The sequence below is a fragment of the Blastomonas sp. genome (assembly GCF_046294995.1).
Classification (GTDB): domain Bacteria; phylum Pseudomonadota; class Alphaproteobacteria; order Sphingomonadales; family Sphingomonadaceae; genus Blastomonas.
In genome coordinates, this window is sequence record NZ_JBKBOG010000010.1 from 1 (window position 1) to 25,422 (window position 25,422).

Sequence of the window (25,422 nt, forward strand, 5' to 3'; positions counted from 1 at the left end):
AGTTCCGATTCCATGCCCTTGGCTTCTTCGACGGTGATGACGCCTTCCTTGCCGACCTTTTCCATGGCCTGCGCGATCATCTCGCCGATTTCCTTCTCGCCATTGGCCGAGATGGTGCCGACCTGGGCGATCTCGTTGGTGCCGGCGACGGGCTTCGAGCGCGCCTTGAGCGATTCGACGACCTTGGTCACCGCCAGATCGATGCCGCGCTTGAGGTCCATGGGGTTCATGCCGGCAGCAACCGACTTCATGCCTTCGCGCACGATGGCCTGGGCCAGAACGGTGGCGGTGGTGGTGCCGTCGCCTGCGATGTCATTGGTCTTGGAAGCAACTTCCTTGACCATCTGCGCGCCCATGTTCTCGAACTTGTCCTTGAGTTCGATTTCCTTGGCGACGGTGACGCCGTCCTTGGTGATGCGCGGCGCGCCGAAGCTCTTGTCGATGACGACGTTGCGGCCCTTGGGGCCCAAAGTCACCTTGACGGCGTCAGCGAGGATGTCGACACCGCGCAGAATGCGTTCGCGGGCGTCGCGGCCAAACTTTACGTCTTTAGCAGCCATGAGTGTGTTCCTTTAATGTCGATGTAAGGTCAGTCGGGTCGATCGGATCGATCAGCCCAGAATGCCCAGAATGTCGCTTTCCTTCATGATGATCAGGTCTTCACCGTTGATCTTCACTTCGGTGCCCGACCACTTGCCGAACAGGATCTTGTCGCCAACCTTGACGTCGAGCGCGATGCGGTCGCCGTCTTCGTCGCGGGTGCCTTCACCGATGGCGATCACTTCGCCTTCGGAGGGCTTTTCCTTGGCAGCGTCGGGGATGATGATCCCGCCAGCGGTCTTTTCTTCGGCTTCGATGCGGCGCACCAGAACCCGGTCGTGCAACGGACGAAATGTCATGCGTTAAGCCTTTCCTTGCGTCACTGAAATTAGTGAAACCCCCTGCGCGGCAGGCTCATCCAGCGATGACCGCGTCCGCGATTAGCACTCGGTCGGGGTGAGTGCTAACGAAGCGCTAGATAGCGGTCGCGGCGCTGCGGTCAACCCATCACCTGCGGAATTTTTTGCGCAAGGAGCCGAAACGGGGTAACCTCCCGTCACACCGCGACGAACCGATTGCAGGACCGGCGCCCTTGGGACTTCCGGTCCGATGCGACCCACTGATCTGAGAGGATAAACCGATGTCCAATTCCATGCTGACCCTCGGCGCTGCTGCCGCCGCCATGCTCGCCGCTGCCACCGTGGCCGCCACGCCCGCCGCTGCGGCCGGCGAGAAAGAAAAATGCTACGGCGTCTCGCTGAAGGGCAAGAACGACTGTGCTGCAGGGCCAGGCACGTCATGTGCCGGAACCTCGACCGTCGATTACCAGGGAAGCGCCTGGAAGTACGTCGCCAAGGGCGAGTGCAGCAAGATGGGTGGATCGCTTACCCCGCTCAAGGGCAACACCAAGCCCACGCCCAAGGGCTGAGCCTGCCAAGTGGTCGAAGCCCGATGATCCTGCCCCCCGAACCAGGCATCGGGCTCAAGCCGGCCCACTATCGCGATGTTCTGGAACCCCAACACGGAAAGGCTCGACCCGCCTGGGTCGAAGTGCATCCGCAGAACTATTTCGCCGATGGTGGGCCGCCCCACCGCTGGCTGACGGCGGTTGCCGAACAGTTGCCGGTCAGTTTCCACAGCGTCGGCCTGTCGATCGGCACGGCTCAGGGGCTGGATGACGACGAGCTGGAGCAGCTCGCTGCACTTTGCGACCGGTACAGTCCCGCGAGCGTTTCCGACCATCTCAGCTGGTCGGGAAACGGCACCGACTGGTACCCCGATCTTCTGCCGATCGCCTACACCCGCGCCACGCTGGATCATGTCGCAGGACAAATCGGACGGGTTCAGGATCGCCTCAGACGCCCGCTCCTGATCGAGAACCCGTCTCGGTATCTGGCCTTTGCGCACGACGAGATGGACGAGGTCGCATTCATCCATGCCTTGTGTGCACAGGCCGGGTGCGGGCTGTTGTTCGATATCAACAATGTCGAGGTCAGCTGCACCAACCTGCAGACAGACCCGTTTGCCTATGTCGATGCGATCGACCCGGCTATCGTCGGCGAAATCCACCTCGCGGGCCATGCCACCGAGTGGCACGATGACCGCGCGCTGTTGATCGACGACCACGGCAGCCCGGTATCGGACCTGACCTGGCAGCTGTTCGAGAGGTTCATCGGCAGGGCAGGGCCACGCCCCGTGCTGATCGAGTGGGACACCGATGTGCCCGATTATGCCGTGTTGATGGCCGAGGCTGTCAGGGCCGGCGACCATATGGCGTGCGCGCCTGCACGGCTGCTGCAGACCGTCTGAGGCCATGTCCGATCTGGCAGACGATCAGGCGCGCATCATCACGGTGCTGCAACAGGGGCCAGAGGCCTTTCCTTCCGGGCTCTTCACCGGCCATCCGGATCGCGTGCTGCTGGGCTTGAAGGCGCACGCCAACACCATCAGCCACGCGCGCCTGGTCGCGCTTGAGCAGACCTACCCGCGCACGCGTGCATATATCGGCGCTGAAGCGTTCAACGCATTGTCGCGCGATTTCATCGAACTGCCCGAAGTGCGCAAGCGCAAGCTCATGACGATGGGCGAAGGGTTTGCCGGTCGTCTGGACGGCATCGCTGCTGCGCCGCTGGCGTCCGACCTTGCCCGGGTCGAGTGGGCCTGGCTGCAAAGCTATCATTCGGCGGATGTTGCAGCATTGCGCCTGGCAGATCTGGCGCAGTATGACGAGCCCGGGCTGCTCAGCCTGCCGGTAATCCTGCACCCTGCCGCGCGGGTGGTGGAGATCGATGGCGTCGTTGCCGGTCTGATCCCGGAGTTGATGGCCAGCCCCCATGCTACCGCTGCCATTTTGGTGACACGGCCTGACGCCGAGGTTGGCTTGCTGGCGCTGGACGCTGCACGGACCGGGATTGCGACGCAGGCAAAAAATTGCGGCAATATGGGTAACCTTCTGCAGGCGGTCATCGAAACACTGGGCGAGGCAGAGGCCTTGCCTGCCGTCTTTGCCTTGATCGAGGCGGGGATGCTGGCAAGGCCGGGGGGCTGACGCCAGGTTCGCAGGTTCGAGCGACAACGGTTTTCGTTGTTCTCTCGACTCCCGCGCACGGTCGGTAACCCGGGAATTTTCCGACGCCTTGACGTTTTTCAGGTGAACCGGAAGCCTTGCCCATGATTTCGCTGATCCAGCGCGCCCTTGCTCTGCTCGATACCCGTTTGTTCGAAGGGCTCGCTCTGCTGGTCGTCCGCCTAGCGCTGGCGGCGCAGTTCTGGCGGTCGGCGCGCACCAAGATCGTCGACGGAGCGTGGTTGCAGATCGACCCGATCACCTTCGATCTGTTCCGCGACGAATATCATATGCCGTACCCCGAGTTCACCGGCGTGCTCGCGACCTGGGCCGAGCATGGCCTGTCGGCGCTGGTGATGCTGGGGCTGGCGACGCGGTTCGGTGCGGCCGGGCTGTTGGTGATGACCGGCGTGGTCCAGTTGTTCGTCTATCCCGAAGCGTTCTGGAACCCGCACGTCCTGTGGTTCGCGCTGGCGCTGGTGCTGATTGCGCGCGGAGGCGGGCTGTTCGCGCTCGACCGTGGGTTCGATCGCGCATTCGCAGCGAAGGGCAGCACGCCCTGATGCTTGCTGCCTTCGTGCTGGCGGCGTAGGTTTTACGCCACATGGCCAGTCAGGATGACATGCTGCGGCAACTGATGCTGGCTGCGCAGGCAGGCGACCGGCAGGCCTATGCACGCCTGCTGCGCGAGTGCCAGAGATGGCTGACGCGGTATTTCGCCCGCCGCATTCCGCCCTCGCAAATCGACGATCTGGTACAGGAAACGTTGATCTCGGTGCACCGCAAGCGCGCGAGCTATGATGGCGAACGCGCGTTTCTGCCCTGGCTCGCGGCGATCGGGCGCTACCGATGGATCGATCATTTGCGCAAGGTCTATCGTACCGGTGAAACAGCGCTCGATGAAGCCCTGCACGCTGCACCACAGGATGATTCGGTCATCGATGAGCTGAGCATCGATGCCCTGCTGCGGCAGTTGCCCGAGCGCCAGGCAGAAGTAATAAGACTGGTCAAGATCGCCGGCTACAGCATCGCCGAAGCTGCGGTCCGCACCGGACAATCCGAGTCGTTGGTCAAGGTGAACATCCATCGCGGCATTCGCCGGATGAGTGCATTGATCGAGAAAGTGTAACCCCATGGGCTTTGCCAGCGAATTCGCGATGACCAGATTGAACGCCCTCGGGGCGATACCGCATGCGCACCGGCCTGTCCGATGCAGCGGAACACGAATTGGATGTGAAGATGCAGTATGACGGCTCTGCGCCGGGCAAGCCCGGTGCGGACAGCTTTGTTATCGATGCCCTGGTTCAGGACCTTGTGCCGGTGCGTCGCCTGCGCCTGCGCGATGGAATTGCGCTCGCCCTGGCAACGACGGTGCTGTGCACGCTGGCCATCGCCTTCGGTCTTGGGGTGCGTGGCGATCTGGCCAACGGCGTGCCGCACGAGATGTTCCTCGTGCGCTCGGCAGTATTGCTCGGCTTGGGTGTAACCGCTGCTGCGGCCGCGCTTTCGGGAGCCACGCCATCGATCGGGCATGCGCGCAAGGCGTTCTGGAAATGGGCCCTGGCCATCGCATCGATCTTTCCGCTGGGCGCAGCGTTCGTCTGGTTGACCGACATTCGTTCGTTGGAAGGCGCCCGGGTGGTTCTCGACCCGCCATACGGCCTGCAGTGCCTGCTGATGAGCGCGTTGTGCGCGATGGTCGTCGGCGCGGCGCTGACCGCGTGGATGCGCCGTGGCGCGCCTGTATCGCCGACGCGAACCGGCTGGATGGTCGGCCTTGCGTCCGGCGCTCTGGGCACGGCCGCCTACTCCATCGCCTGCAGCGAAAACGTCGTGATGTACATCGGCACGTGGTACTCGCTGGCGATCGCCGGGTGCGCGCTTGCAGGGCGCCTGATCGTACCCCGAGCGCTGCGCTGGTAGGCTGCTGCGAGCGGTCGGTTGTCGAACGCTGTCCCCCGTCTGTCGCGCGAAGCAGTGGCAATCTGTGCCATGGCCCCCTAGATAGATTGCAGGGGCATATCCGCCCGCAGCGGAGCTAATCGGATCATGGGTTTTGTCAAAGGCGCCTGGAAGGTGCTGGTGGCCATCAAGGACGGTCTTGTCCTGCTGGCCATGCTGTTGTTTTTCGGACTGATTCTGGCCGCGCTTTCGTGGCGCCCGAACCCTGCCGCGGTGACCGAGGGCGCGCTGCTGGTCAAGCTCGACGGCGTCATCGTCGAGGAAACCGAGACAATCGACCCTGTCGCAGCATTGCTCGGCGGTCAGGCCCCGCTCAAGCAATTCCGCGAGCGCGACCTGATCCGCGCGATCGATACCGCTGCCGAGGATGACCGGGTCAAGGTCATCGCGCTCGATCTTGACCGGTTCATGGGCGGCGGCCAGGTGTCACTCGAACAGATCGGCGAGGCGCTCAGCCGCGCCAAGGCCAAGGGCAAGCCGATCTACAGCTTCGCGACCTTCTACAGCGATTCCGCCTATCTGCTGGCGGCGCATTCCAGCGAGATCTGGATCGACCCGATGGGCGGTGCGGCGTTCACCGGCCCCGGCGGATCGCGCCTGTATTACAAGGATGCTCTCGACCGTTTCAAGGTCACCGCGCACGTCTATCGCGTCGGCACCTTCAAGAGCGCGGTCGAGCCCTATCTGCGGTCCGAGCAGTCGCCCGAAGCCAAGCAGGCGCTGCTGGCCGTGTATGAACCGATCTGGGCCAATTGGCAGGCCAACGTGGCCAAGGCGCGGCCCCAGGCGGATCTGGCAAGCTACATCGCTGACCCTGCTGGTGCCGTGACTGCGGTCAACGGCGATCTCGTCAAGCTGGCGACCGACCGCAGGATCATCGACAAGGTCGGTGATCGCACCGCCTTCGGCAAGCGGGTCGCCGCGCTGGCGGGCGCGGACGAGGATAAAGGGCCAGGCGCCTTCAAGCACACCAGTCTGGCCGACTGGGTCGCGGCCAATCCGGTCAAGACCGGCGGCGATGAAGTCGGCGTGATCACGATTGCGGGTACCATCGTCGATGGCAAGGCCGGCCCCGGTACCGCTGGCGGGGACCGCATTGAAAAGCTGCTGCACGATGGCTTGCAGCGCGACAGCCTCAAGGCGCTCGTCGTCCGGGTCGATTCGCCCGGAGGCTCGGCATTCGCCTCCGAACAGATCCGTCGCGCGATCGAGAACTATCGCGGCAGGAAGATTCCGGTCGTGGTGTCGATGGGCAATGTCGCGGCGAGCGGTGGCTATTGGGTGGCAACCGCTGGCGATACGATCTTTGCCGAGCCTTCGACGATCACCGGATCGATCGGCATCTTTGCTGTGTTGCCCAGCTTCGAACGTGCGCTCGCCGAATATGGCGTCAAGGCTGACGGCGTTGCTACCACCGATCTGTCGGGCCAGCCCGATCTTCTCGGCGGGTTCAACAGCACCGTCGATACCTTCATCCAGGGGTCGATCGAACACGATTATCGCCGGTTCCTGGGGCTGGTCGGCAAGGCGCGGGGGATGTCTGTCACCGAGGTGGATGGAATCGCGCAGGGCCGGGTGTGGGATGGCGGCACCGCCCGCCAGATCAAGCTGGTCGATCGCTTCGGATCGATCGACGATGCCATTGTCGAAGCGGCCCGGCGCGCAAAGCTGAAGACCGACGGGTATTCGGTGCATTATCTCGAGACCAAGCGCGACCCCTTTGAGCAGCTCGTCTCGGGCATGTTCACACCGTCGGATGACAGCCGACAGGCGCGAGGATTGGTAGCGCAGCTGGCATGGCGTCAGCATGCGGCGCTGGGCCAAGTACTGGGCGATCTCGAGGTGCTGAGCGGTGCGCAAGGTGTGCAGGCCTGGTGTCTCGAGTGCTCGGGCGCCTTGCCCCCGCGCACCACCGCCAAGGCGAATGTCAGCTGGATAAGCCAGATGCTCGCGCGATAAGGAAGGCGATGCTGCGTCCCGGAGGATGGTCAATGGGCAGCCATTGATGGTCGATATCGAATAGACCTAGCCAATAACCGTGCAATCCCGCTAAGGCAGGCCGGATGGACGTTCATCTCACTTACAAGGCCACCGGACTGGTGATGGCGGGCGGCGCATTGGGCGCCGCGCTGCGATTTCATTTGACGATGCTTGCCGTGCGCATGGGCTATGCCGGCTTCCCGTTGGCCACATTGACCATCAACGTGGTCGGCGGGCTGGCCATGGGCGTCGTCGCTGCTCTGGTTCTGCGCGGCTATGTGGGAGAGCCGCTGCGGCTGTTCATGGCGGTGGGCGTGCTCGGCGGTTTCACCACATTTTCCGCGTTCAGCCTCGATATGTTCTTGATGATCGAACGTGGGCAGGTCGCCATTGCGTTGGGCTATGCCGCGATGTCCGTTGGCCTGTCGCTGGCGGCGCTGGCGACCGGTCTTGCGATAACCCGGGGACTGACATGAAACCTCCCGTCCGCAAGGCGCCGATCAGGCGCGCTGGCCCCGCCCGCACCGCTGCCGCACCGACGGCAGCTGCCCCGCTGCAGAGTTCCAGCGAGGCCCGCCAGTTCACCATCGATACCGACGACGATGGCATCAGGCTCGACCGCTGGTTTCATCGGCATCTGCCCGACGTCAACTTCAACCTCGTCTCGCGCTGGGCGCGGACGGGGCAGGTCCGGCTCGACGGCAAGCGCGTCGGCCCCGGCGACCGGATCGCCGCCGGGCAGACGATCCGCATCCCTCCTTCCGAAACCGAACCCGAGCAGCAGACCGCGCGGGTGATGCCCAAGACCTTGAGCGATGACCAGGTTGCCTATGCGCAATCGATGGTGATCCACCGTGATCGCGCAGCGCTGGTCATCAACAAGCCGCCGGGCCTTGCGACCCAAGGCGGTACCCGGACGCACGCGCATGTCGACGGTCTGGGAGAGGCGCTGATGTTCGACAGCGCGGTGCGGCCGCGCCTGGTCCACCGGCTCGACAAGGATACATCGGGCGTGCTGCTGCTCGCGCGGACGCCGGGCAGCGCAGCCTATTTCGCCAAGCGCTTCGCCGGACGCAATGCCAAAAAGATTTACTGGGCGCTGGTCGTCGGCGTGCCCGATATCTATTCGGGCCTGATCGAGTTGCCGCTGGCCAAGCAACCGGGCACCGGCGGCGAGAAGATGCATGTCGACGAGGAAAACGGCCAGCCTTCGCGTACCGCCTATCAGGTGATCGAACGCGCCGGATCGCGCGCGGCCTGGGTTGCGCTGCAACCGTTTACCGGGCGCACGCACCAGCTGCGCGTGCACATGGCCGCGATCGGCCATCCGATCGTCGGCGACGGAAAATATGGCGGGCAGAATGCGTTTCTCACCGGCACGATAAGCCGCAAGATGCATCTGCACGCACGTCGGCTGCGGATCGCGCATCCCGATGGCCCGGCGCTCGACGTGACCGCGGAACTGCCCGAGCATTTTGCCGAATCGATGGAGAGCCTGGGCTTCGACATCGCGCTGGGCGAAACGGCGTTCGCCGATGAGGGGCCCGAGCCCGCCACCCGCGAGGTCAAGAAGCAGCAGGCGCGCGCACATGCCAAGACCATCCGCAAGGAACGGCGCGGCGAACGTCGTAGCCGCTCGGGCGCCGCGGCACCCGTGGGCAAGGGCAAGCCGGCGGGCAAGGCCAAGCCTGGGGCAGGCCCTGCCAAACCCGGCGGCCGTACCAAGCCGGTCACTCCGCGCGCCGCGCCCAAGCGGACGCCCCGGCGACCATGACCGGTCGGCTTGCGATCTTCGACTGCGACGGGACGCTGGTCGATAGCCAGGCGAACATTTGCCGGGCGATGGAAATGGCCTTCGCTGCCGAGGGGCTGGGCCATCCCGACCACCACCGCGTCCGGCGCATCGTCGGGCTGTCGCTTGTCGAGGCGATGCGGGTGATGCTGCCGGACGCCGATGCCCAGTTTCACGTCGTCCTGGCCGATCACTACAAGAATGCTTTCCACGAGCTGCGCGGCAACGGCACCTTGCAGCACGAGCCGCTGTACGATGGTCTCGACGCGCTGCTCGACCGGCTCGATCAGCTCGGCTGGATGCTTGCGGTCGCCACCGGCAAATCGGATCGCGGGCTGGACCTGTGCCTGACCCACCACAAGATCAAGCATCGTTTCGTGTCGTTGCAGACCGCCGACCGGCACCCGTCCAAGCCGCATCCCTCGATGATCTATCAGGCCCTGGCCGATGCCGGGGTAGAGGCGCAGAACGCGGTGATGATCGGGGACACCAGCTATGACATGGCCATGGGCGTGGCGGCCAATGTCCGCGCTATCGGGGTCGACTGGGGGTATCACGATTCTTCCGAGTTGCATTCTGCAGGCGCAGACTGTGTCGCTTACTCGATGGACGAATTGTTCGATCATATCGCGAGGCATCCGGCATGACGCCTGAGGACCGCAAGGCCCGCTCGCGGTTTTTCGTCATCGGTGCCGTCCGGCTAGCAGGCGCGATCACGATCGCGCTCGCGGTGGCGATATCGTACGGCCGGATTGCCGCGATCCCCAATGCCGTGGGCTATGCGCTGCTGGCGGTCGGCATATTGGGGATGGTCGTTCTGCCCCAAATGCTTGTCGCTCGCTGGAAATCGCCACCATCAGAATGAACGCCACAGCATGAAGCGCTTCTATACATCGGTCACCGTCGAGCCGTCCGAAGGCGGCTTCGCGCTGCGCCTCGACGGCCGTCCGGTCAAGACACCGGGCCGGGCCGCGCTGATCCTTCCCAACGAAACGATGGCGCAGTCGGTCGCGGATGAATGGGCAGGGCAGGGCGAGGAGATCGTGATTGCGTCGATGCCGATGACCGGCTTTGCCAATGCAGCGATCGACCGGATCGCGCCCGACCCTGGTCGGTTTGTCAGCGACATCGCGGCCTACGGCGAAACCGACACCCTGTGCTACCGCGCCGATCCCGGCGAGCCCTTGGCCGAGCGGCAAGAGTCAGAGTGGGAGCCGGTCTTGCGATGGGCGGAAAATCGCTTTGACATCAGACTGCTGCGGGTCGCCGGCATCATCCATCAGCCGCAATCGACACACAGCCTGTCCCGCCTGACTGGGGTGGTTGCGGCCTATGACGCGTTCGTGCTGGCGGGGCTCTCGACGATGACCAGCATCGGTGGATCGCTGGTTTGCGCGCTGGCGTTGCTCGAAAACGCCTTTGATACCGAGACGGTCTGGCGCGCGGTCTGCCTTGAGGAATTGTGGCAGGAGGAGCTTTGGGGGGCGGACTTCGAGGGCGAGGCAACACGCGCACTGCGCCGTGCGGAATTTGACCAGGCCATCCGCTTTTGCGATATCGCAGGCGGCGTCCGGCGGGAACGATAGGACGGCCCCTGCGTTCTCGTTGTGTTGCTATTGTTTAATACATGCGGCAGCCGATCAGTTCATGAGCTTGTACGGGCTTTTGCGAGCGGCAGCGCGCATGCCATCCCAAGGAGACATCCCCTCATGATGAAGTCTGCAATTTCGGTTCTTTTTGTTTCCAGCGCCTTGGCGTTGACTGGCGCGCCCGCGCTCGCTCAGGACGCAGCAGCGCCTGCAGCAACGCAGCCAGCAGCGCCGGTCGCCGGTGAACAGGCGGCTCCCGCTGGAGACGCCCAGACCGCGCCTGCTGCGAATGCACAGACCGCGCCTGCGCAGGCTGCCCAGGCACCTGCTGGCCCAATGACGCCTGAGCAGGTCGAAGCGCAGAACAAGGCGATTGCCGACTTCACCGCCGCTCAGCAGGCACAGGCCGCTGGCAACCACGCAGAAGTGATCGCCAAGCTCGAGCCTGCTTTGCCGGTGATCCGTGATCTGGTCGCTCGCAATCCGTCCGACGTTCAGAACGCTGGCTTCCTGGCCAGTGCTCTGACGATCACCGCGAACTCGCAGGGCGCCCTTGGCAACATTGATGCCATCGCACCTTTGTACTCTGAGGCTGCGCCGCAGTGGATGAAGGTCTATGAATCGGACAAGACCAACGCGGGCGTCCAGGGCACGCTGGTTTCCATCCTGGTCAATCTGGGTAACTTCAGCCTGAACAAGCAGGACAAGATGGGCGCGCAGCCGCATTTCGAGCAGGCGCTCGCCATCGCCAAGGAAGGCCGGGCAACCGATCCTTCGTCGGCTGATCTGGCCAATGCGGAATTCTCCAGCCTCATCGGTCTGAACCAGGCAACCGGCGAAGCGAGCTATCTCGAAGCTGCAAGGCCGCTTGGCACCGAACTTCGCGAGAAGGGCATCGTCAGCGCAGCCAACAAGCCTGCGGTCGATGCGATCCTCGGCGCCGCGTAAAAGCCGACCGATCCATGTAAGAAAAACCCCGCCGGATCATCTCCGGCGGGGTTTTTTCGTGTCAGAAGCCTTCGTTCTTCTCGGCCTTTTCGGCGAGCAACGGCGAGATGGCAAAGCCATGCTTCTTCAGTCCCTCGACGATCTTGGGGGTACCTTCGATCCCCGCCCAGAACATCGGGCCGCCGCGATAGATCGGCCAGCCATAGCCATAGATCCACACGACATCGATATCCGATGCGCGCTGGGCCATGCCTTCTTCAAGGATCATCGCGCCTTCGTTGACCATCGTGTACAACGTGCGCTCTATGATTTCCTGGTCGCTGATCTCGCGCTTGGGCATGTTCGAGCGTGAGCGGAAATCCTCGATGATCTCGGCGACGCGCGCGCTGGGGGTGGGATTGCGCTTCTCGTCATAATCGTAGAAGCCCGCGCCTTTCTTCTGGCCCCAACGGTCTTCGGCGCACAGCGCATCGCGGATGCTCTCGATCCTGCTGGGATCGCGGTGCCAGCCGATATCGACGCCGGCAAGGTCGCTCATCTGGAACGGCCCCATCGGCATCCCGAATTCGACGTGCACCCGGTCGATCTGCTCGGGGGTCGCGCCTTCCATAAGCAGCTTGTTGGCCTCGACCTGGCGCGGCATCAGCATGCGGTTGCCGATGAAGCCGTGGCAGACGCCTGCGACCACCGCGACTTTCTTGATCTTCTTCGACAACGCCATCACGGTGGCAAGCACATCATCGGCGGTCTTCGCGCCGCGTACGACCTCGAGCAGCTTCATCACATTGGCGGGCGAGAAGAAGTGCATGCCGAGCACGTCCTGCGGGCGGCTGGTCGATGCGGCAATCTCGTCGACATTGAGATAGCTGGTGTTGCTCGCCAGGATCGCGCCGGGCTTGGCGATGGCATCGAGCTTGCCGAACACCTCTTTCTTGACGTCCATGTTCTCGAAGATCGCCTCGATGATCAGGTCGCAATCGGCCAGATCGTCGAGCGAAAGGGAAGGCGTCAGCAATCCCATCGCCTTTTCGACCTGCTCGGAGGTCAGGCGGCCCTTGGCGGCGCTCGCCTCGTAGTTCTTGCGGATTACGCCCACGCCGCGATTGAGGGCATCCTCGGCCTGTTCGACGATGGTCACCGCGATGCCGGCGGACAGGAAGTTCATGGTGATGCCGCCGCCCATGGTGCCTGCGCCGATGACGCCGACCTTGGCGATGGGGCGCAGCGCGATGTCGCTGGCGATGCCGTCGATCTTGCTCGCCTTGCGCTCGGCGAAGAAGATGTGCCGTTGCGCTGCAGATTGCGATCCGAACATCAGCTTCATGAACTCGGTGCGCTCGAATTCCATCCCTTCGTCGAAGGGCAGGCGGGTTGCCGCCTCGACGCAGGCGATGTTGGCCGCAGGCGCATCGAAGCCGCGGAACTTGCGCGCGTTCTCCTTGCGAAACGCTTCGATGGCAGCATCATCGGCCGCGACCGAACGTTCGCTGACCCGAGGGATGGGACGCACCGATTTGACCTTGTCGGCAAAGGCCAACGCGGCATCGAGCAGCGCGCCTTCCTCGGCGAGTTCATCGACGAGGCCCCATTTGTGGGCGGTGGTGGCGGGAATGGGATCGCCCTTGGCAGTCATTTCCAGCGCAGCCTTGACGCCGACAACGCGCGGCAGGCGCTGGGTGCCGCCGGCACCGGGCAGCAGGCCCAGCTTCACCTCGGGCACGCCCAATTTCGCAGAGGGCACGGCAACGCGGTAATGCGCGCACAGCGCGGTCTCCAAGCCACCGCCGAGCGCGGTGCCATGGATCGCGGCGATCACGGGCTTGTCGAGGGCTTCCATCCTGGAGATCAGCGCGGGCAGGAAAGGCTCCACCGGCGGCTTGCCGAATTCGGTGATATCGGCACCGGCAAAGAACGTCTGGCCCGCGCAGATCAGCACGACTGCCTTGATGCTGTCATCGGCAGCCGCCTGGTCGAGCGCGGCATCCAGTCCGGTGCGCACGCCCGCGCCGAGCGCATTGACCGGCGGATTGTCCGAGGTGACGATCAGGATATCGCCGCGTTTTTCGGTCGAGATTGGGGATGTGGACATGATGTCGGTTCCTTTCGGTTATTCAACGGCGGCGTAGAGCATCGTCTTGATCTCACGCCGGATGGGATAGGTGCTCGACGGCATCAACTGGGTCATGAAGATCATGATGACGTCTTCGATGGGATCGACGAAAAAGGCGGTCGAGAACATGCCGCCCCAGTAGAAATCGTTGTTCGATCCGGGCACGCCCGTGGCGGCGCTGTCGATCGTCGTCGCAAAGCCAAGGCCAAAGCCTGCGCCCGCGTTCTCCGCCTCGCTGAACAATGCCTTGCTGTGCTTGGTCAGGTCGCCGCCACCGGGCAGGTGGTTGGAGATCATTAGGTCGAGCGTCTTGCGCCCGAGGATGCGCACACCATCGAGCGTGCCCCCGTTGAGCAGCATCCGGCAGAAGCGGTGATAATCCGCCAGCGTCGATGCCATCCCGCCGCCGCCGGAGAGCTGGCTGGGCTTGCGGCCCCATGCGGTGGTGGCGCCGGGGTCATACATCTTCATTTTCTCGGTCGGATGGAAGGCATAGCAATCGGGAACGCGATCGAGCTTGCTTTCCGGGATCTGGAAATGGGTGTCGTCCATGCCCAGCGGGCCGGTGACCCGGTCGGCGATGATCTGGTCGAGCGGCTTGTCGTCGATCCGCTGAAGGATCGCGCCCAGGATGTCGGTCGAGATCGAATAATTCCACGACGTTCCCGGATCGACCTGCAGTGGAATCCCGGCAAGGATGCGGATGAACTCTTCGAGATCGGGTCCGGCAAAGGCTTCCAATTTGTGCTTGCGATAGGCCGCATCGATCGGCGTGCGCTCCTGGAAACCATAGGTCAGCCCGGAGGTGTGCCGCAGCAGATCGACCATCCGCATCGGCTGCGTCGTCGGACGGGTGACGAACGGCTGCGCACCGCCACCCGATACGAAGACGCCCAGATTCTTCCATTCGGGGATGATCCGGTGAACCGGATCGGCCAGCGCCACTTTGCCCTCTTCGACCAATTGCATGAACGCCACCGAGGTTATCGGTTTGGTCATGCTGGCGATACGGAAGATCGCATCCTTGGCGAGTGGTTGGCCGGGGCGCGCTTCGCCCTGAAGCGACAGATGCGCCACTTCGTGCCCGCGTCCGATCAACAAGGCTGCATGCGGCAGCAGTTTGGGTTCCAGATACTTCGTATGGATATGAGCGGGGATCCGCTCAAGCAGGGACTGGTTGAAACCAAGGTCGGCAGGATCTGACACAATAATACCCATCTAAAAAATTCCGCTGCTCCGTAGGGGGGGGGTGGATCAGGAGGCCGTCTGACCGAAACGCTGCCGGGCATAAGGGTGCGAACTGGAAAGGCCGCCGTCGACGACGAGCGCGTGGCCGTTGACATAGCTCGAGCGGTCGGACGCGAGGAACAGCGCGGCTTCGGCGATCTCGTTCGGCACGCCGCCGCGCTGCATCGGGTTGAGCTGGCCGATCTTGTCTTCGAAGCCTTTTTCACGCGCCTTGGTGTAGATGAACTCGGTCATCCCGGTTTCGATCAGGCCAGGGCAGATCGCATTGCAGCGCACGTTGCTTCCGGTCAATTGCTGCGCAGCAATCCGCACAAGATTGATTACGCCTGCCTTGCTCGCGGTATAGGCAGGACCGCCCGCGCCCGAGCGCAGGCCCGCGACCGATGCGGTGCAGATGATCGATCCGCCGGTGCCGGCATCGGCCATGACCTTGCCCGCATGCTTGATTGCCAGAAACGGCCCGATCAGATTGATCGCGAGGATACGCTCCCACTCTTCCACGGTCTGGTCGAAGATGCCGTCGAACCCGCCCGATACGCCAGCGTTGGCAAAGAACACGTCAAGCTTGCCATGCTGCTCGACCGCCTTGGCGACGAGCATCGCGACGTCGGCTTCTTTGCTCACATCGGCCTGGATCGCGGTGATCGCTTGCGGGTTTTGCGCTGCGGTCTCGTCCTGCCTGCCGGTGATGTCGCTGGCGATCACCTTGGCGCCATGCTGCGCGAACAACAGCGCACTGGCTCTGCCGATACCGCTGCCAGCGCCGGTGACGATGGCAACCTTGCCTTGAAGATCCATGAAATTTCTCTCCTGATGCGGCGTGTCAGAGCGCCGCTGCGATTGTCGTGCCGCCATCGATGACGATGGATTGGCCGGTGATGTAGGTCGATGCGTCCGATGCCAGGAACACCACCGCGCCTGCGATTTCGTCCGGCTGTCCGATCCGCCGCAACGGGGTGACCTTGCCGACATAGCCCATCAGCGCTTCGTTCTCCCACAAGGCGCGTGCCATCTCCGTCTGGATCAGGCCCGGCGCGATGCAGTTGACGCGGATGTTGTCTCGCCCAAGCTCGACGGCAAGGTTGCGGGCGAGCTGAAAATCCGCCGCCTTCGAGATGTTGTACACCCCGATGCTGGCCGTGCCCTGCATGCCGCCGATCGACGAGATGATGATCACCGATCCCCGCCCGGCAGCGCGCATGTCTGGCAGCGCCATCTGGACCAGCCAGTGGTTGGAGAGCACGTTGTTGTCGAGGATCTTGCGGAACTGGTCGTCGCTGATCCCGCTCATCGGTCCGTAATAGGGATTGCTGGCGGCATTGCAGACCAGGATATCGACCGGACCCAGCTGCGCTCGGGTCTGGTCGACCAGGTTCTGAAGGTCCTCCTTGCGCGAAATGCTGGCGGCAATGGCGATCGCCGTGCCCGCGCCGTGCAGTGCGTTGATCTCGCCAGCGACAGTGTCGCAGGCATCCTGCTTGCGGCTCGAGATCACCACCTTCGCGCCGTGCTCGGCAAGCTTGCGCGCAGCCGCAGCCCCGATGCCGCGCGACGATCCGGTGATGATGGCAACGCGCCCGGTCAGGTCAAAGCTCGATACCGTCACTTCGCGCCCGCCTTCTTGGCGTATGCCCATGCCGCCTGCGCGAGCGGAATCACGCGCTCAGCCATTTGTGCAGCCTGCGCGCTCGAGGCGGTGCCGTCGATCACGCGCTTCTTGATCCCCTGCAGGATCGCGGCGATGCGGAACTGGTTGTAGGCGAGGTACCAGTCCATGTCGGGGACATGGTCGAGGCCGGCTTTCTCGACATAACGTGCGGTGGCTTCTTCGATGGTCGGGATGCCGAGCGCCGTGACGTCCACGCCGAGCAGTCCGTTGCGGCCCTCGGCGGGCTGGACCCAGCTCATCAGGAAATACGACAGGTCGGCGATCGGGTCGCCCAAGGTCGAAAGTTCCCAGTCGAGCAAGGCCAGCACTTTGGGCTCGTCCTTATCGAAAATCATGTTGTCGATGCGGAAATCGCCATGCGCGATGCCGAAGCCGCGCTGCTGGGGCACGGTCTTTTCCAGCCATTCGATCAGCTGGTCCATCTCGGGAATGGTCTCGGTTTCGGACAGGCGATACTGCTTGGTCCAGCGCGAGATCTGCCGCGCGCAGTAATTGCCCGGCTTGCCATAGCTTTCCAGACCGATGGCGGCGGGATCGAAGCTGTGCAGATGGGCCAGCGTGTCGATCATCGCGTTATAGATCGCTGTGCGCTGCTCTGGCGTCTTGCCGGGCAGGGTGCCGTCCCAATAGCTCGCGCCATCGGTAAAGGCCATGACGTAGAACATCGATCCGATGACGCTTTCGTCTTCGCACAGGCCATATTGGCGCGACACGGGAAAGCCCTGGTCGAACAGTGCCGCCTGCACGCGGTATTCGCGGTCTACCGCGTGCGCAGACGGCAGCAGCGGACCGAAAGGCTTGCGCCGCAGCACATAGGCAGCGTTCGGCGTGGTCACCTTGTAGGTCGGGTTGGACTGGCCGCCCTTGAACTTGGACATGCTGAGCGGTCCAGCAAATCCCTCGACGTTCGCCTCGAACCAGGCGGTCAGCTTGGCCTCGTCAAGCCGGTCCTGCTCTGGCACTTCCATGGTGCCTGTCATCGTCGCCTGTGCGTCGATCTGTTCCATTATCGGTTGTCCCGTCTGTTCAATTGTAGGTGATCACCGACCGCGCGGAATCGCCGATGCGCAGCGCGTCGAAGGCATCGTTGATCCGCTCGAGCGGCATCCGTTCGGCAATGATGGTGTCGAGATCAAGCATCCCGCGCATATAGAACTCGACAAGCCGTGGAATTTCAACGGGAAACCTGTTGTTGCCCATCAACGAACCCTGCAGCTTCTTTCCCTGCAGCAGCTCCATCGCGCTCAGAGAAACCTTCTCGGCCAAGGGCATCATCCCCAGGATCGTGGCGGTGCCGCCGCGCCGCAGCACCTTGACCGCCATCGCGCCCGATGCGGGCCGTCCCACCGCTTCGATCGCATGGTGGACGCCGCCCTTGGTCATCTCGATGACCTGTTCGGCAGCGCCATCCGCGCTCGAATCGATCATGTCGGTCGCGCCCAGTTTGTGGGCAAGCGCGCGCTTGTCGGCGATAGGATCGATCGCGATGATCCGCCCGGCGCCGGCGATCCTGGCCGCGTTGACCGCCGCCAGCCCGACCCCGCCGCAGCCGACGATCGCGACTGTCTCACCGGGAACAAGGTCTGCCGCATTGAAAATCGCGCCTGCACCGGTGGTGACCGCGCACCCGATCACGCATGCCCGATCGAGCGGCATCTCGGGGTTGATCGCGACGCAGGCGTGTTCGTGCACCAGCATCATTTCGGCATAGGCCGACAGGTTGAGCATCTGGTGCAGCGGACCGCCGTTGAGGCTGAGCCGGGGGGCTTCGCTGGGTCCGCGCTTGGTATCTTGCCCGATGCACAACGCCATCCGCCCCGTGACGCAAAATTCGCAATGACCGCAATAGGCGCTGAGGCAGGTGACGACCGCGTCGCCTGGCTTCACCGTGGTCACGCCATCGCCGACCGCCTCGACAATCCCTGCAGCCTCGTGGCCGGGAACAAAGGGAAGGGGGGCAGGATAGCTGCCATCGACGAAGTGCAGATCGGATCGGCACACCCCGGTGGCTGCTGTGCGGATCAGCACCTCGCGCGGTCCGGGCTTGTCGATGGTGACGTCGTGCACCTCGAGCGGCTTGCCCGGCTCAAAACAGATGGCGGCCTTCATCGTTGCTCTCCCAAGCGCTGTTTGTCGTTGTCGTCCCTCGCCCTGCCAAGTGCAGGGCATCCCCTCTCTCCTCGTGGGAGAGAGGGGAATGCGATCAGCGCGTCACCCCGAGATCACCCGAGCTCAATGCGCCGTCATCGTCGTTCACGCCGTGGCGTCCCAGTTCCATCCGCGCGATGGTGCGGTTGTGCACTTCATCGGGACCATCGGCAAGCCGCAGCGTCCGCATATGGGCATAGGCCTTGGCGAGACCGAAATCTTCGCTCACGCCCGCGCCGCCATGCGCCTGGATGGCATCGTCGATGATCTTCAATGCCATGCGGGGCGCGGCAACCTTGATCATCGCGATCTCGGCCTTGGCGTACTTGTTGCCGACCTTGTCCATCAGGTCTGCCGCCTTGAGACAGAGCAGGCGGTTCATCTCGATGTCGATGCGTGCGGCTGCCAGCCGCTCGTCCCAGATGCTGAATTCGGAGATTCGCTTGCCGAACGCGACGCGGGTCTGCAGGCGACGCGCCATCTTGGCGAGCGCTTCTTCAGCGACTCCGATCGTGCGCATGCAGTGATGGATACGGCCAGGGCCCAGGCGGCCCTGCGCGATCTCGAAGCCGCGGCCTTCGCCCAGCAGCATGTTCGATGCCGGGATGCGGACGTCGTTGAGTTCAATTTCCATATGGCCGTGCGGGGCGTCATCATAGCCGAACACCGGCAGGTGACGCACTATGTTCACGCCGGGCGCATCGAGCGGCATCAATACCATTGACTGCTGCGCGTGGCGCTTGGCTTCGAAATCGGTCTTGCCCATCACGATCGCGATCTTGCAGCGCGGATCGCCCGCACCCGACGACCACCATTTGCGGCCGTTGATGACATATTCGTCGCCTTCGCGGCGGATCGAGGTTTCGATATTGGTCGCATCGGACGAGGCGACCTGGGGTTCGGTCATCAGGAAGGCCGAGCGGATTTCGCCGTCCATCAGTGGCTTGAGCCACTCGTCCTTGTGCGCGCGGGTGCCGTAGCGGTGCAGCACTTCCATGTTGCCGGTGTCGGGTGCCGAGCAGTTGAACACCTCGCTCGCCATGCCGACGCGGCCCATTTCCTCGGCGCACAAGGCGTATTCGAGGTTGGTGAGGCCGGGGCCGTCGAATTCGAAGCTGTCGTCGACGTGCGCCAGATTGGGGTTCGATGGCGGCATGAACAGGTTCCAGATGCCTGCAGCCTTGGCCTTGGCCTTCTCTTCCTCGATGACCGGCAGCACCTTCCAGCGCGAGCCTTCTTTCTGCTGGGCGTCATAGTCCTTCTCGCGCGAGCGGACGTTGCTTTCGATGAAGGCGCGGACGCGGTCGCGCCAATAGGCCTGACGTTCGGTGAGATCAAAATCCATAAAATGGGTGTCCTTTCATGATAGTCTGGCGTGAGCGATTTCGGCGAGCCGCGCTTCGTGGTCGGCGCGGCCAAGGGGAAAACGGGTGAACAGCCAAGCGCAGCCGATGCCGATGACGGTGGCGGTGATGGCGAAGGTCACGGCGAGGCGATCGATGACCTGCGCGGGCACCTGACCCGGCTGGGCGTTTTCTGGAAAGCCGGCGATCGACAGGATGACGGCAGAAGCGAGAATGCCCAGGCCGCCGATGCATTTCTGCATGAAGAAGAACCCGGCGAAGAAGATGCCCTCGGTGCGCTTGCCGGTGCGCGCCTCATGCGCGTCGGTGACATCGGCGATCATCGAGCTGATCATCATCATCGCGCAGATGCCGAAGGTCATCGACAAGGCGATCAGCCCCAGCACGGCCGCGGTCGCAAGGTTCGATCCATTGTCCGGAAAGAGGCCCACCAGACGCAGCCAATAGGGCAGGGTGCCGAAGATCAGCGACAGCACGGCCGACACCGCACCTGTGCGCCCCTTTTCAAGCCGGCGCGACAGCGGACCGACGATACCGAACGCCAGCGCCACGCCAAGGAACAGCACGAACGGATAGATGTTGAATGCCGATGGCGGCAGTTCCCACACATACAGCAGCAGATAGTTGGTCAGCGCGAATGTCAGCCCCTGATTGGCAAACGCGCACACCCCGGCGCCCAGCAGAATCTGGAAGGGTCGGAACCGCAATGCAGCGCCAAAATCGCTGAACCCGTGCGATACGCTCTTGGCTTCGGATTGGTTGGGGCGGGCCATCAATTTGTGGGTGCCCAGTGCCGAGACGATGACTGAAACCAGCATCACGATCGATCCCACCAGTGCGTAGCGATGATAGCCGTTCGGATTGAGGATGCCGTTGTCATAGCCCGGCTCGGGCACCAGCAGCAGCGCATAAGCGGCGTACAGCATCACCAGCCCGCCGAGCCAGCCGAACAGGAAGCGATAGCGCAGCACCTCGGTGCGCTCGTGATAGTCGCGGGTCAGTTCGGGCAGCATCGCCAGCGCCGGAACCTCATAGGCAGAGAACGAGAACCGGACCGCCATCGCGACGAAAATCACGTAGAAGAACATCACGCCATTGCCGACCTCGGGCGGGTTCCACAGCAGCAGCCACGACAACGCGATGGGCAGCGCTGCGGCGTACAGCCAGGGATGACGCCGCCCCCAGCGGCTGCGGGTCGCATCCGACTTGTGGCCAACGATGGGATCGAAAAAGGCATCGGCGATCAGGGCGATCAGCACCGCAAGCCCGACCTGCTCGGCAGGCATCCCGACCACCTGGTTGAAATAGATCAGCAGGAAGACGGCAAAGCCGTTGTCCTTGATGCCATAGGCGACCGAGCCGAAGCCATAGGCCAGCTTGGTGCCCATCGAAACACGAGCGGGAACCGGCTTGGATGTCAGGCTGGCAAGATCGGTCATGCGCGGCAAATGCCCCCGAAGGAGGCTGGATGCCGACGGGCGATCTGAGGCACCGCCGCGCCCTTTGGCGCTGGCCATGCGATGGACCGGGCGGCCCGCTGCATTGATTCTCTCCCGCTTGCTTTGTTTGGGCGTACCATATGACGCCTGCCGTAAACGTCAACCGCACTCACGCTGACGTTACGGCATTCGGCCTAGGATTCAACAGGCTTGCAGCCCGGTTCGCTCCACCATAGACTGAGTCGCGAAGCGCAGTTTTGGCCGCAGGAAAAACTTTCCGGCCAGGGCTGGCGCAGGATCAAACCATGCGGGAGAGGATGACGATGAGCGATCTCGATCAGTTCAGACTGGACGTGCGCGAATGGCTGGAGGCGAACTGCCCTGCCGAGATGCGCGAGCCGGTACGCGGCGAGGATGACGTCTGCTGGGGCGGACGCAACTGGACCTTCAAGAACGAAGCGCAGAAGCAATGGCTCGAGCGCTGCGTGGCCAAGGGCTACACCGTGCCTGACTGGCCCAAGGCCTATGGCGGCGCGGGTCTGACGGCTGCTCAGGCGAAGGTTCTGCGGCAGGAAATGGCGCGGATCAACGCCCGTCCGCCGCTGTCGAGCTTCGGTATCTGGATGCTCGGCCCCGCGCTGCTGCAGTTTGGAACCGAAGAGCAGAAAGTGCACTATCTCGGCCAGATCGCGCGCGGCGAAATCCGCTGGTGCCAGGGCTATTCCGAGCCCGGTTCGGGATCTGACCTCGTGTCCCTGCAGACCTTCGGCGAGGACAAGGGCGACCATTGGGTGGTCAACGGTCAGAAGATCTGGACCAGCTACGCCGACAAGTGCGACTGGATCTTCTGCCTCGTCCGCACCGACAAGACCAACAAGTACCAGGGCATTTCCTTCCTGCTGTTCGACATGGAAACCCCCGGTGTCTCGACCAAGCCGATCAAGCTGATCAGCGGCAACTCGCCGTTCTGCGAGACCTTCTTCGACAACGTCGTGGTGCCCAAGGACCAGATCGTCGGTCAGCTCAACCGGGGCTGGGATGTCGCCAAATATCTGCTGGGGCATGAGCGCGAGATGATCTCGGGCGGCGGCCTGGGCGACGGCGCGCCTTCGCTGGGTGCACAGATGCTGGCATCGGTGGGAGCCAACGGCCTGGGTCAGCTCGACGATGGCCTGCTGCGCGCGGAACTGGCGCAGTTCGATGTCGACGCGCTGGCGTTCAAGGCGATGGCCGAACGCTTCACCGACGAGATGAAATCGGGCAAGGGCCATCCTGCCCAGCCCAACATGATGAAGTACGCCGGAACCGAGCTCAACAAGCGCCGTCACGAACTGGTGATGGCGGGCAACGGATCGGACGCGCTCGAATGGGAAAGCGACGCCTCGAAGGGCGGCGCCAAGGCGCGCAACTGGTTGCGTACCAAGGCCAACAGCATCGAGGGCGGCACCAGCGAGGTGATGCTCAACGTGATCGCCAAGCGCATCCTGGATCTTCCCGGGGCGTGATCCATAAAGCCCTCTCCCCTTGAGGGGAGAGGGTTGGGAGAGGGGGGTACCCTCTCGTTTTTCCAATCCATTCAAGGGTCGGGCGAGGCTTCATTCCCCTCTCCCCGGCCCTCTCCCCTGAAGGGGAGAGGGAGACTTCAAATGCCAATGTACCTCAATGAAGACCAGGCGATGCTGCGCGACAGCGCGCGCGAATTCCTCAAATCCGAAGCGCCGGTCAGTCATATGCGCAAGCTGCGCGACGACAATTGCAAAGACGGCTTCCGCCACGCATTGTGGAAGCAGTTCGGCGAGATGGGCTTTACCGGGATCCTGATCGGCGAAGACGATGGCGGGCTTGGCCTTGGCCATGTCGAAGCCGGCGTGGTGCTCGAGGAGATCGGCCGCAACCTGTCGCCGTCGCCGTTTCTGACCACCGCGATCGCGGGTGTTGCTGCGCTCAACCATGGCGGACAGCATCTCAAGGACAAGTTCTTTCCCGGCATTCTGGCGGGTGAAACCGTGCTGGCGCTGGCGATCGATGAAGGCGCCAAGCACCGGCCTGCGCATATCGCGACCAAGGCCGAGCGTTCGGGCAATGGCTTCAAACTCACCGGCAACAAGCAGTTCGTGATCCAGGGTGCCAGCGCCGATGCGCTGATCGTCGCGGCGCGCACCGCAGGGGCTCCGGGTGAAACCGACGGCCTGACGCTGTTCGCGGTCGACAAGGATGCGGCGAACATGTCGATGGACAGCGCACGGCTGGTCGACAGCTCGATGGCGGCGCATGTCACGTTCGACGGTGTCGAGGTCGATGGCGATGCGGTGATCGGCGAGGTCGACAATGGCTGGCAGGTGCTGTCTGGGCTGCTGCGCGCTGGGCGCACCGGCTCGGCTGCAGAGCTCGTCGGCGTCGGTGCGGGCGCGATGGACATGACCGTCGATTATCTCAAGCAGCGCAAGCAGTTCGGCCGTCTGATCGGTGAATTTCAGGCGCTGCAGCACCGTTCCGCGCACCTCTACAGCGAAATGGAAATTGCCCGCGCCGCTGTGCTCAAAGCGCAGCAATTGCTCGACGAGGGCAAGGACAGCGCCGAAGTCTATGTCTCGGTTGCCAAGGCCAAGGCGGGTCGCACCACCAATCTGGTTGTGCGCGAAGGCGTCCAGATGCACGGCGGCATCGGCATGACCGACGAATACGACATCGGTTTCTACATGAAGCGCGACCGTGCGTTGAACGAGTTCATGGGCGATGCGAACTTCCACGCAGGCCGGGTGGCAGAGATTTTCGGATATTAACCAGCCAAAAGCCCCTCCCGTTGAGCTCCGCTCGTCTGCGGCTCAGGGGAGGGGTTGGGGTGGGGAATGGAGTGGCGGCGGAAGTTATTTCCCCACCCCCAGCCCCTCCCCTGAAGGGGATGGGAGAAACGTAACCATGGCACTCGATCCCGATATTTTTGACGCTTTGCTCGAAGGCGTGCGCCGGTTCGTTACCGAACGTCTGCGCCCGCTCGAGGCGCAAGTGTCCGAGACCGACGAGATCCCCGACGACCTGGTGCAGGAGATGCGCGATCTCGGGCTTTTCGGGCTGTCGATCGGCGAAGAATTCGGCGGACTTGGCCTCAACATGGAGGAAGAGGTCCGCGTCGCGTTCGAGCTCGGGCGGACATCGCCCGCGATGCGATCGACCTTCGGCACCAATGTCGGCATCGGCAGCCAGGGGCTGGTGATGGACGGCAATGATGCGCAAAAGGCAAAGTACCTGCCGGCAATCGCCAGCGGCGAAATCATCACCTCGTTCGCGCTGACCGAACCCGATGTCGGATCGGACAGCGGCGCGGTGAAGACGCGGGCCGAGCTCGATGGCGACGCCTATGTGCTCAACGGATCGAAGCGCTATATTACCAATGCCGACAAGGCCGATCTGTTCACGGTGATGGCGCGGACGGGTGGGCCCGGTCCCAAAGGCGTGAGCGCGTTCCTGGTGCCGCGCGACCTGCCCGGACTTTCGGTCGGCAAGCCCGAGCGCAAGATGGGCCAGCAGGGCGCGCATGTCTGCGACGTGATCTTCGACAACGTTCGCGTGCCCGCTGAGAATCGGCTGGGCGCGGAAGGCGACGGCTTCAAGGTTGCGATGCGCGTGCTCGATCGGGGGCGGCTGCATATTTCGGCCGTGTGCGTGGGCGCGGCCGAGCGGCTCATTGCCGACAGCGTTGCTTATGCCAAGGAGCGCCAGCAGTTCGGCAAGCCGATCGCTGAATTCCAGTTGATCCAGGGTATGATCGCCGATTCCGTTGCCGAATGCAAAGCCGCCAAGGCTTTGGTGCTGCAGACCGCGCGCGCGAAGGACCGTGGCGAGCGGATCACCGAGGACTGCGCCTGCGCCAAGCTGATCGCATCCGAAATGGTCGGCCGTGTCGCCGACCGCGCGGTGCAGATCTTTGGCGGCGCGGGCTATATCGCCGATTACGGCATCGAACGCTTCTACCGCGATGTTCGCCTGTTCCGCATTTATGAGGGAACCAGCGAGATCCAGCGCACCATCATCGCAAGGGAAGCCTTGCGCAACGAAGGATGAATATG

26 protein-coding genes are annotated in these 25,422 nt (G+C 63.3%); 16 read left to right on the forward strand and 10 right to left on the reverse strand.

The genetic code is table 11. The features are described 5' to 3' along the window. Both ACK4R0_RS11595 and groES read right to left on the reverse strand, forming a co-directional pair. Nucleotides 1-560 (reverse strand): TCP-1/cpn60 chaperonin family protein (locus tag ACK4R0_RS11595; protein WP_409674096.1); only part of this gene is annotated, 560 nt, incomplete at its 3' end. Between the two features lie 51 nt (nt 561-611). Further along, on the reverse strand, nt 612-899 hold the full coding sequence (gene groES, locus ACK4R0_RS11600; RefSeq protein ID WP_054135260.1) for a co-chaperone GroES: 288 nt from the start codon (nt 897-899) through the stop codon (nt 612-614). A gap of 281 nt (nt 900-1,180) precedes the next feature. Between groES and ACK4R0_RS11605 the strand changes: the two genes are divergently transcribed. The 13 genes from ACK4R0_RS11605 to ACK4R0_RS11665 all read left to right on the forward strand — a co-directional run bounded on the left by ACK4R0_RS11605 (nt 1,181) and on the right by ACK4R0_RS11665 (nt 11,377). Then, nucleotides 1,181-1,468: a DUF2282 domain-containing protein gene (locus tag ACK4R0_RS11605; protein ID WP_409674097.1), complete on the forward strand. Its 288-nt coding sequence runs from the start codon at nt 1,181-1,183 to the stop codon at nt 1,466-1,468. Between the two features lie 23 nt (nt 1,469-1,491). Then, nucleotides 1,492-2,349, forward strand: a complete 858-nt coding sequence (locus ACK4R0_RS11610; RefSeq protein ID WP_409674098.1) for a DUF692 family multinuclear iron-containing protein — start codon at nt 1,492-1,494, stop codon at nt 2,347-2,349. Between the two features lie 4 nt (nt 2,350-2,353). Continuing rightward, nucleotides 2,354-3,088 carry a putative DNA-binding domain-containing protein gene (locus ACK4R0_RS11615; protein WP_409674099.1) on the forward strand — a complete coding sequence of 245 codons (735 nt, stop codon included), beginning with the start codon at nt 2,354-2,356 and terminating at the stop codon, nt 3,086-3,088. Between the two features lie 122 nt (nt 3,089-3,210). Continuing rightward, nucleotides 3,211-3,669, forward strand: coding sequence for a DoxX family protein (locus ACK4R0_RS11620; RefSeq protein ID WP_409674100.1), 459 nt, complete (start codon nt 3,211-3,213; stop codon nt 3,667-3,669). Between the two features lie 41 nt (nt 3,670-3,710). Next, nucleotides 3,711-4,235, forward strand: a complete 525-nt coding sequence (locus ACK4R0_RS11625; RefSeq protein ID WP_409674101.1) for a sigma-70 family RNA polymerase sigma factor — start codon at nt 3,711-3,713, stop codon at nt 4,233-4,235. Nucleotides 4,236-4,297: 62 nt separating this feature from the next. Next, complete coding sequence (locus ACK4R0_RS11630) at nt 4,298-5,029, forward strand: NrsF family protein (RefSeq protein ID WP_409674102.1); 732 nt, start codon at nt 4,298-4,300, stop codon at nt 5,027-5,029. A 126-nt stretch (nt 5,030-5,155) separates the two neighbouring features. After that, on the forward strand, nt 5,156-7,027 hold the full coding sequence (gene sppA / locus ACK4R0_RS11635; protein WP_409674103.1) for a signal peptide peptidase SppA: 1,872 nt from the start codon (nt 5,156-5,158) through the stop codon (nt 7,025-7,027). 104 nt (nt 7,028-7,131) lie between these two features. After that, a complete protein-coding gene (gene crcB, locus ACK4R0_RS11640) occupies nt 7,132-7,524 on the forward strand; it encodes a fluoride efflux transporter CrcB (RefSeq protein ID WP_409674104.1) in 393 nt (130 codons plus the stop codon). After that, nucleotides 7,521-8,822 (forward strand): RluA family pseudouridine synthase, encoded by a 1,302-nt coding sequence (locus ACK4R0_RS11645; RefSeq protein ID WP_409674105.1) that lies wholly within the window; start codon nt 7,521-7,523, stop codon nt 8,820-8,822. The genes crcB and ACK4R0_RS11645 overlap by 4 nt, the downstream gene beginning before the upstream one ends. Then, nucleotides 8,819-9,487, forward strand: a complete 669-nt coding sequence (locus ACK4R0_RS11650) for an HAD-IA family hydrolase (protein ID WP_409674106.1) — start codon at nt 8,819-8,821, stop codon at nt 9,485-9,487. The genes ACK4R0_RS11645 and ACK4R0_RS11650 overlap by 4 nt, the downstream gene beginning before the upstream one ends. Next, on the forward strand, nt 9,484-9,705 hold the full coding sequence (locus ACK4R0_RS11655) for a hypothetical protein (protein WP_409674107.1): 222 nt from the start codon (nt 9,484-9,486) through the stop codon (nt 9,703-9,705). The genes ACK4R0_RS11650 and ACK4R0_RS11655 overlap by 4 nt, the downstream gene beginning before the upstream one ends. 10 nt (nt 9,706-9,715) lie before the next feature. After that, nucleotides 9,716-10,426 (forward strand): ATP12 family chaperone protein, encoded by a 711-nt coding sequence (locus ACK4R0_RS11660; protein WP_409674108.1) that lies wholly within the window; start codon nt 9,716-9,718, stop codon nt 10,424-10,426. Nucleotides 10,427-10,549: 123 nt separating this feature from the next. Then, complete coding sequence (locus tag ACK4R0_RS11665; RefSeq protein ID WP_409674109.1) at nt 10,550-11,377, forward strand: hypothetical protein; 828 nt, start codon at nt 10,550-10,552, stop codon at nt 11,375-11,377. A 61-nt stretch (nt 11,378-11,438) separates the two neighbouring features. Here the strand turns inward: ACK4R0_RS11665 and ACK4R0_RS11670 are convergent, their stop codons facing one another. The 8 genes from ACK4R0_RS11670 to ACK4R0_RS11705 form a co-directional block, all read right to left on the reverse strand. Further along, entirely contained in the window at nt 11,439-13,466 is a 2,028-nt protein-coding gene (locus ACK4R0_RS11670; RefSeq protein ID WP_409674110.1) for a 3-hydroxyacyl-CoA dehydrogenase NAD-binding domain-containing protein, read from the reverse strand. 18 nt (nt 13,467-13,484) lie between these two features. Beyond that, nucleotides 13,485-14,705, reverse strand: a complete 1,221-nt coding sequence (locus ACK4R0_RS11675; RefSeq protein WP_409674111.1) for a serine hydrolase domain-containing protein — start codon at nt 14,703-14,705, stop codon at nt 13,485-13,487. Nucleotides 14,706-14,741: 36 nt separating this feature from the next. Further along, the gene (locus tag ACK4R0_RS11680) at nt 14,742-15,533 is read right to left on the reverse strand and encodes an SDR family NAD(P)-dependent oxidoreductase (RefSeq protein WP_409674112.1); all 792 of its coding nucleotides are present in this window, start codon (nt 15,531-15,533) and stop codon (nt 14,742-14,744) included. A 25-nt stretch (nt 15,534-15,558) separates the two neighbouring features. Further along, on the reverse strand, nt 15,559-16,371 hold the full coding sequence (locus tag ACK4R0_RS11685; protein ID WP_409674113.1) for an SDR family NAD(P)-dependent oxidoreductase: 813 nt from the start codon (nt 16,369-16,371) through the stop codon (nt 15,559-15,561). Continuing rightward, a complete protein-coding gene (locus ACK4R0_RS11690) occupies nt 16,338-17,411 on the reverse strand; it encodes a phosphotransferase family protein (RefSeq protein ID WP_409674114.1) in 1,074 nt (357 codons plus the stop codon). Before ACK4R0_RS11690 ends, ACK4R0_RS11685 begins: the two co-directional genes overlap by 34 nt. 19 nt (nt 17,412-17,430) lie before the next feature. Beyond that, entirely contained in the window at nt 17,431-18,513 is a 1,083-nt protein-coding gene (locus ACK4R0_RS11695; protein WP_409674115.1) for a Zn-dependent alcohol dehydrogenase, read from the reverse strand. Nucleotides 18,514-18,607: 94 nt separating this feature from the next. Then, the gene (locus ACK4R0_RS11700) at nt 18,608-19,897 is read right to left on the reverse strand and encodes an acyl-CoA dehydrogenase family protein (protein WP_409674116.1); all 1,290 of its coding nucleotides are present in this window, start codon (nt 19,895-19,897) and stop codon (nt 18,608-18,610) included. 15 nt (nt 19,898-19,912) lie between these two features. Next, nucleotides 19,913-21,355 (reverse strand): MFS transporter, encoded by a 1,443-nt coding sequence (locus ACK4R0_RS11705; protein ID WP_409674117.1) that lies wholly within the window; start codon nt 21,353-21,355, stop codon nt 19,913-19,915. A gap of 323 nt (nt 21,356-21,678) precedes the next feature. Between ACK4R0_RS11705 and ACK4R0_RS11710 the strand changes: the two genes are divergently transcribed. The 3 genes from ACK4R0_RS11710 to ACK4R0_RS11720 all read left to right on the forward strand — a co-directional run bounded on the left by ACK4R0_RS11710 (nt 21,679) and on the right by ACK4R0_RS11720 (nt 25,417). Continuing rightward, nucleotides 21,679-22,860, forward strand: a complete 1,182-nt coding sequence (locus ACK4R0_RS11710; RefSeq protein WP_409674118.1) for an acyl-CoA dehydrogenase family protein — start codon at nt 21,679-21,681, stop codon at nt 22,858-22,860. 141 nt (nt 22,861-23,001) lie between these two features. Beyond that, nucleotides 23,002-24,138, forward strand: a complete 1,137-nt coding sequence (locus ACK4R0_RS11715) for an acyl-CoA dehydrogenase family protein (RefSeq protein WP_409674119.1) — start codon at nt 23,002-23,004, stop codon at nt 24,136-24,138. Between the two features lie 136 nt (nt 24,139-24,274). Next, complete coding sequence (locus tag ACK4R0_RS11720) at nt 24,275-25,417, forward strand: acyl-CoA dehydrogenase family protein (RefSeq protein WP_409674120.1); 1,143 nt, start codon at nt 24,275-24,277, stop codon at nt 25,415-25,417. The last annotated feature ends 5 nt before the right edge of the window (nt 25,418-25,422 follow it).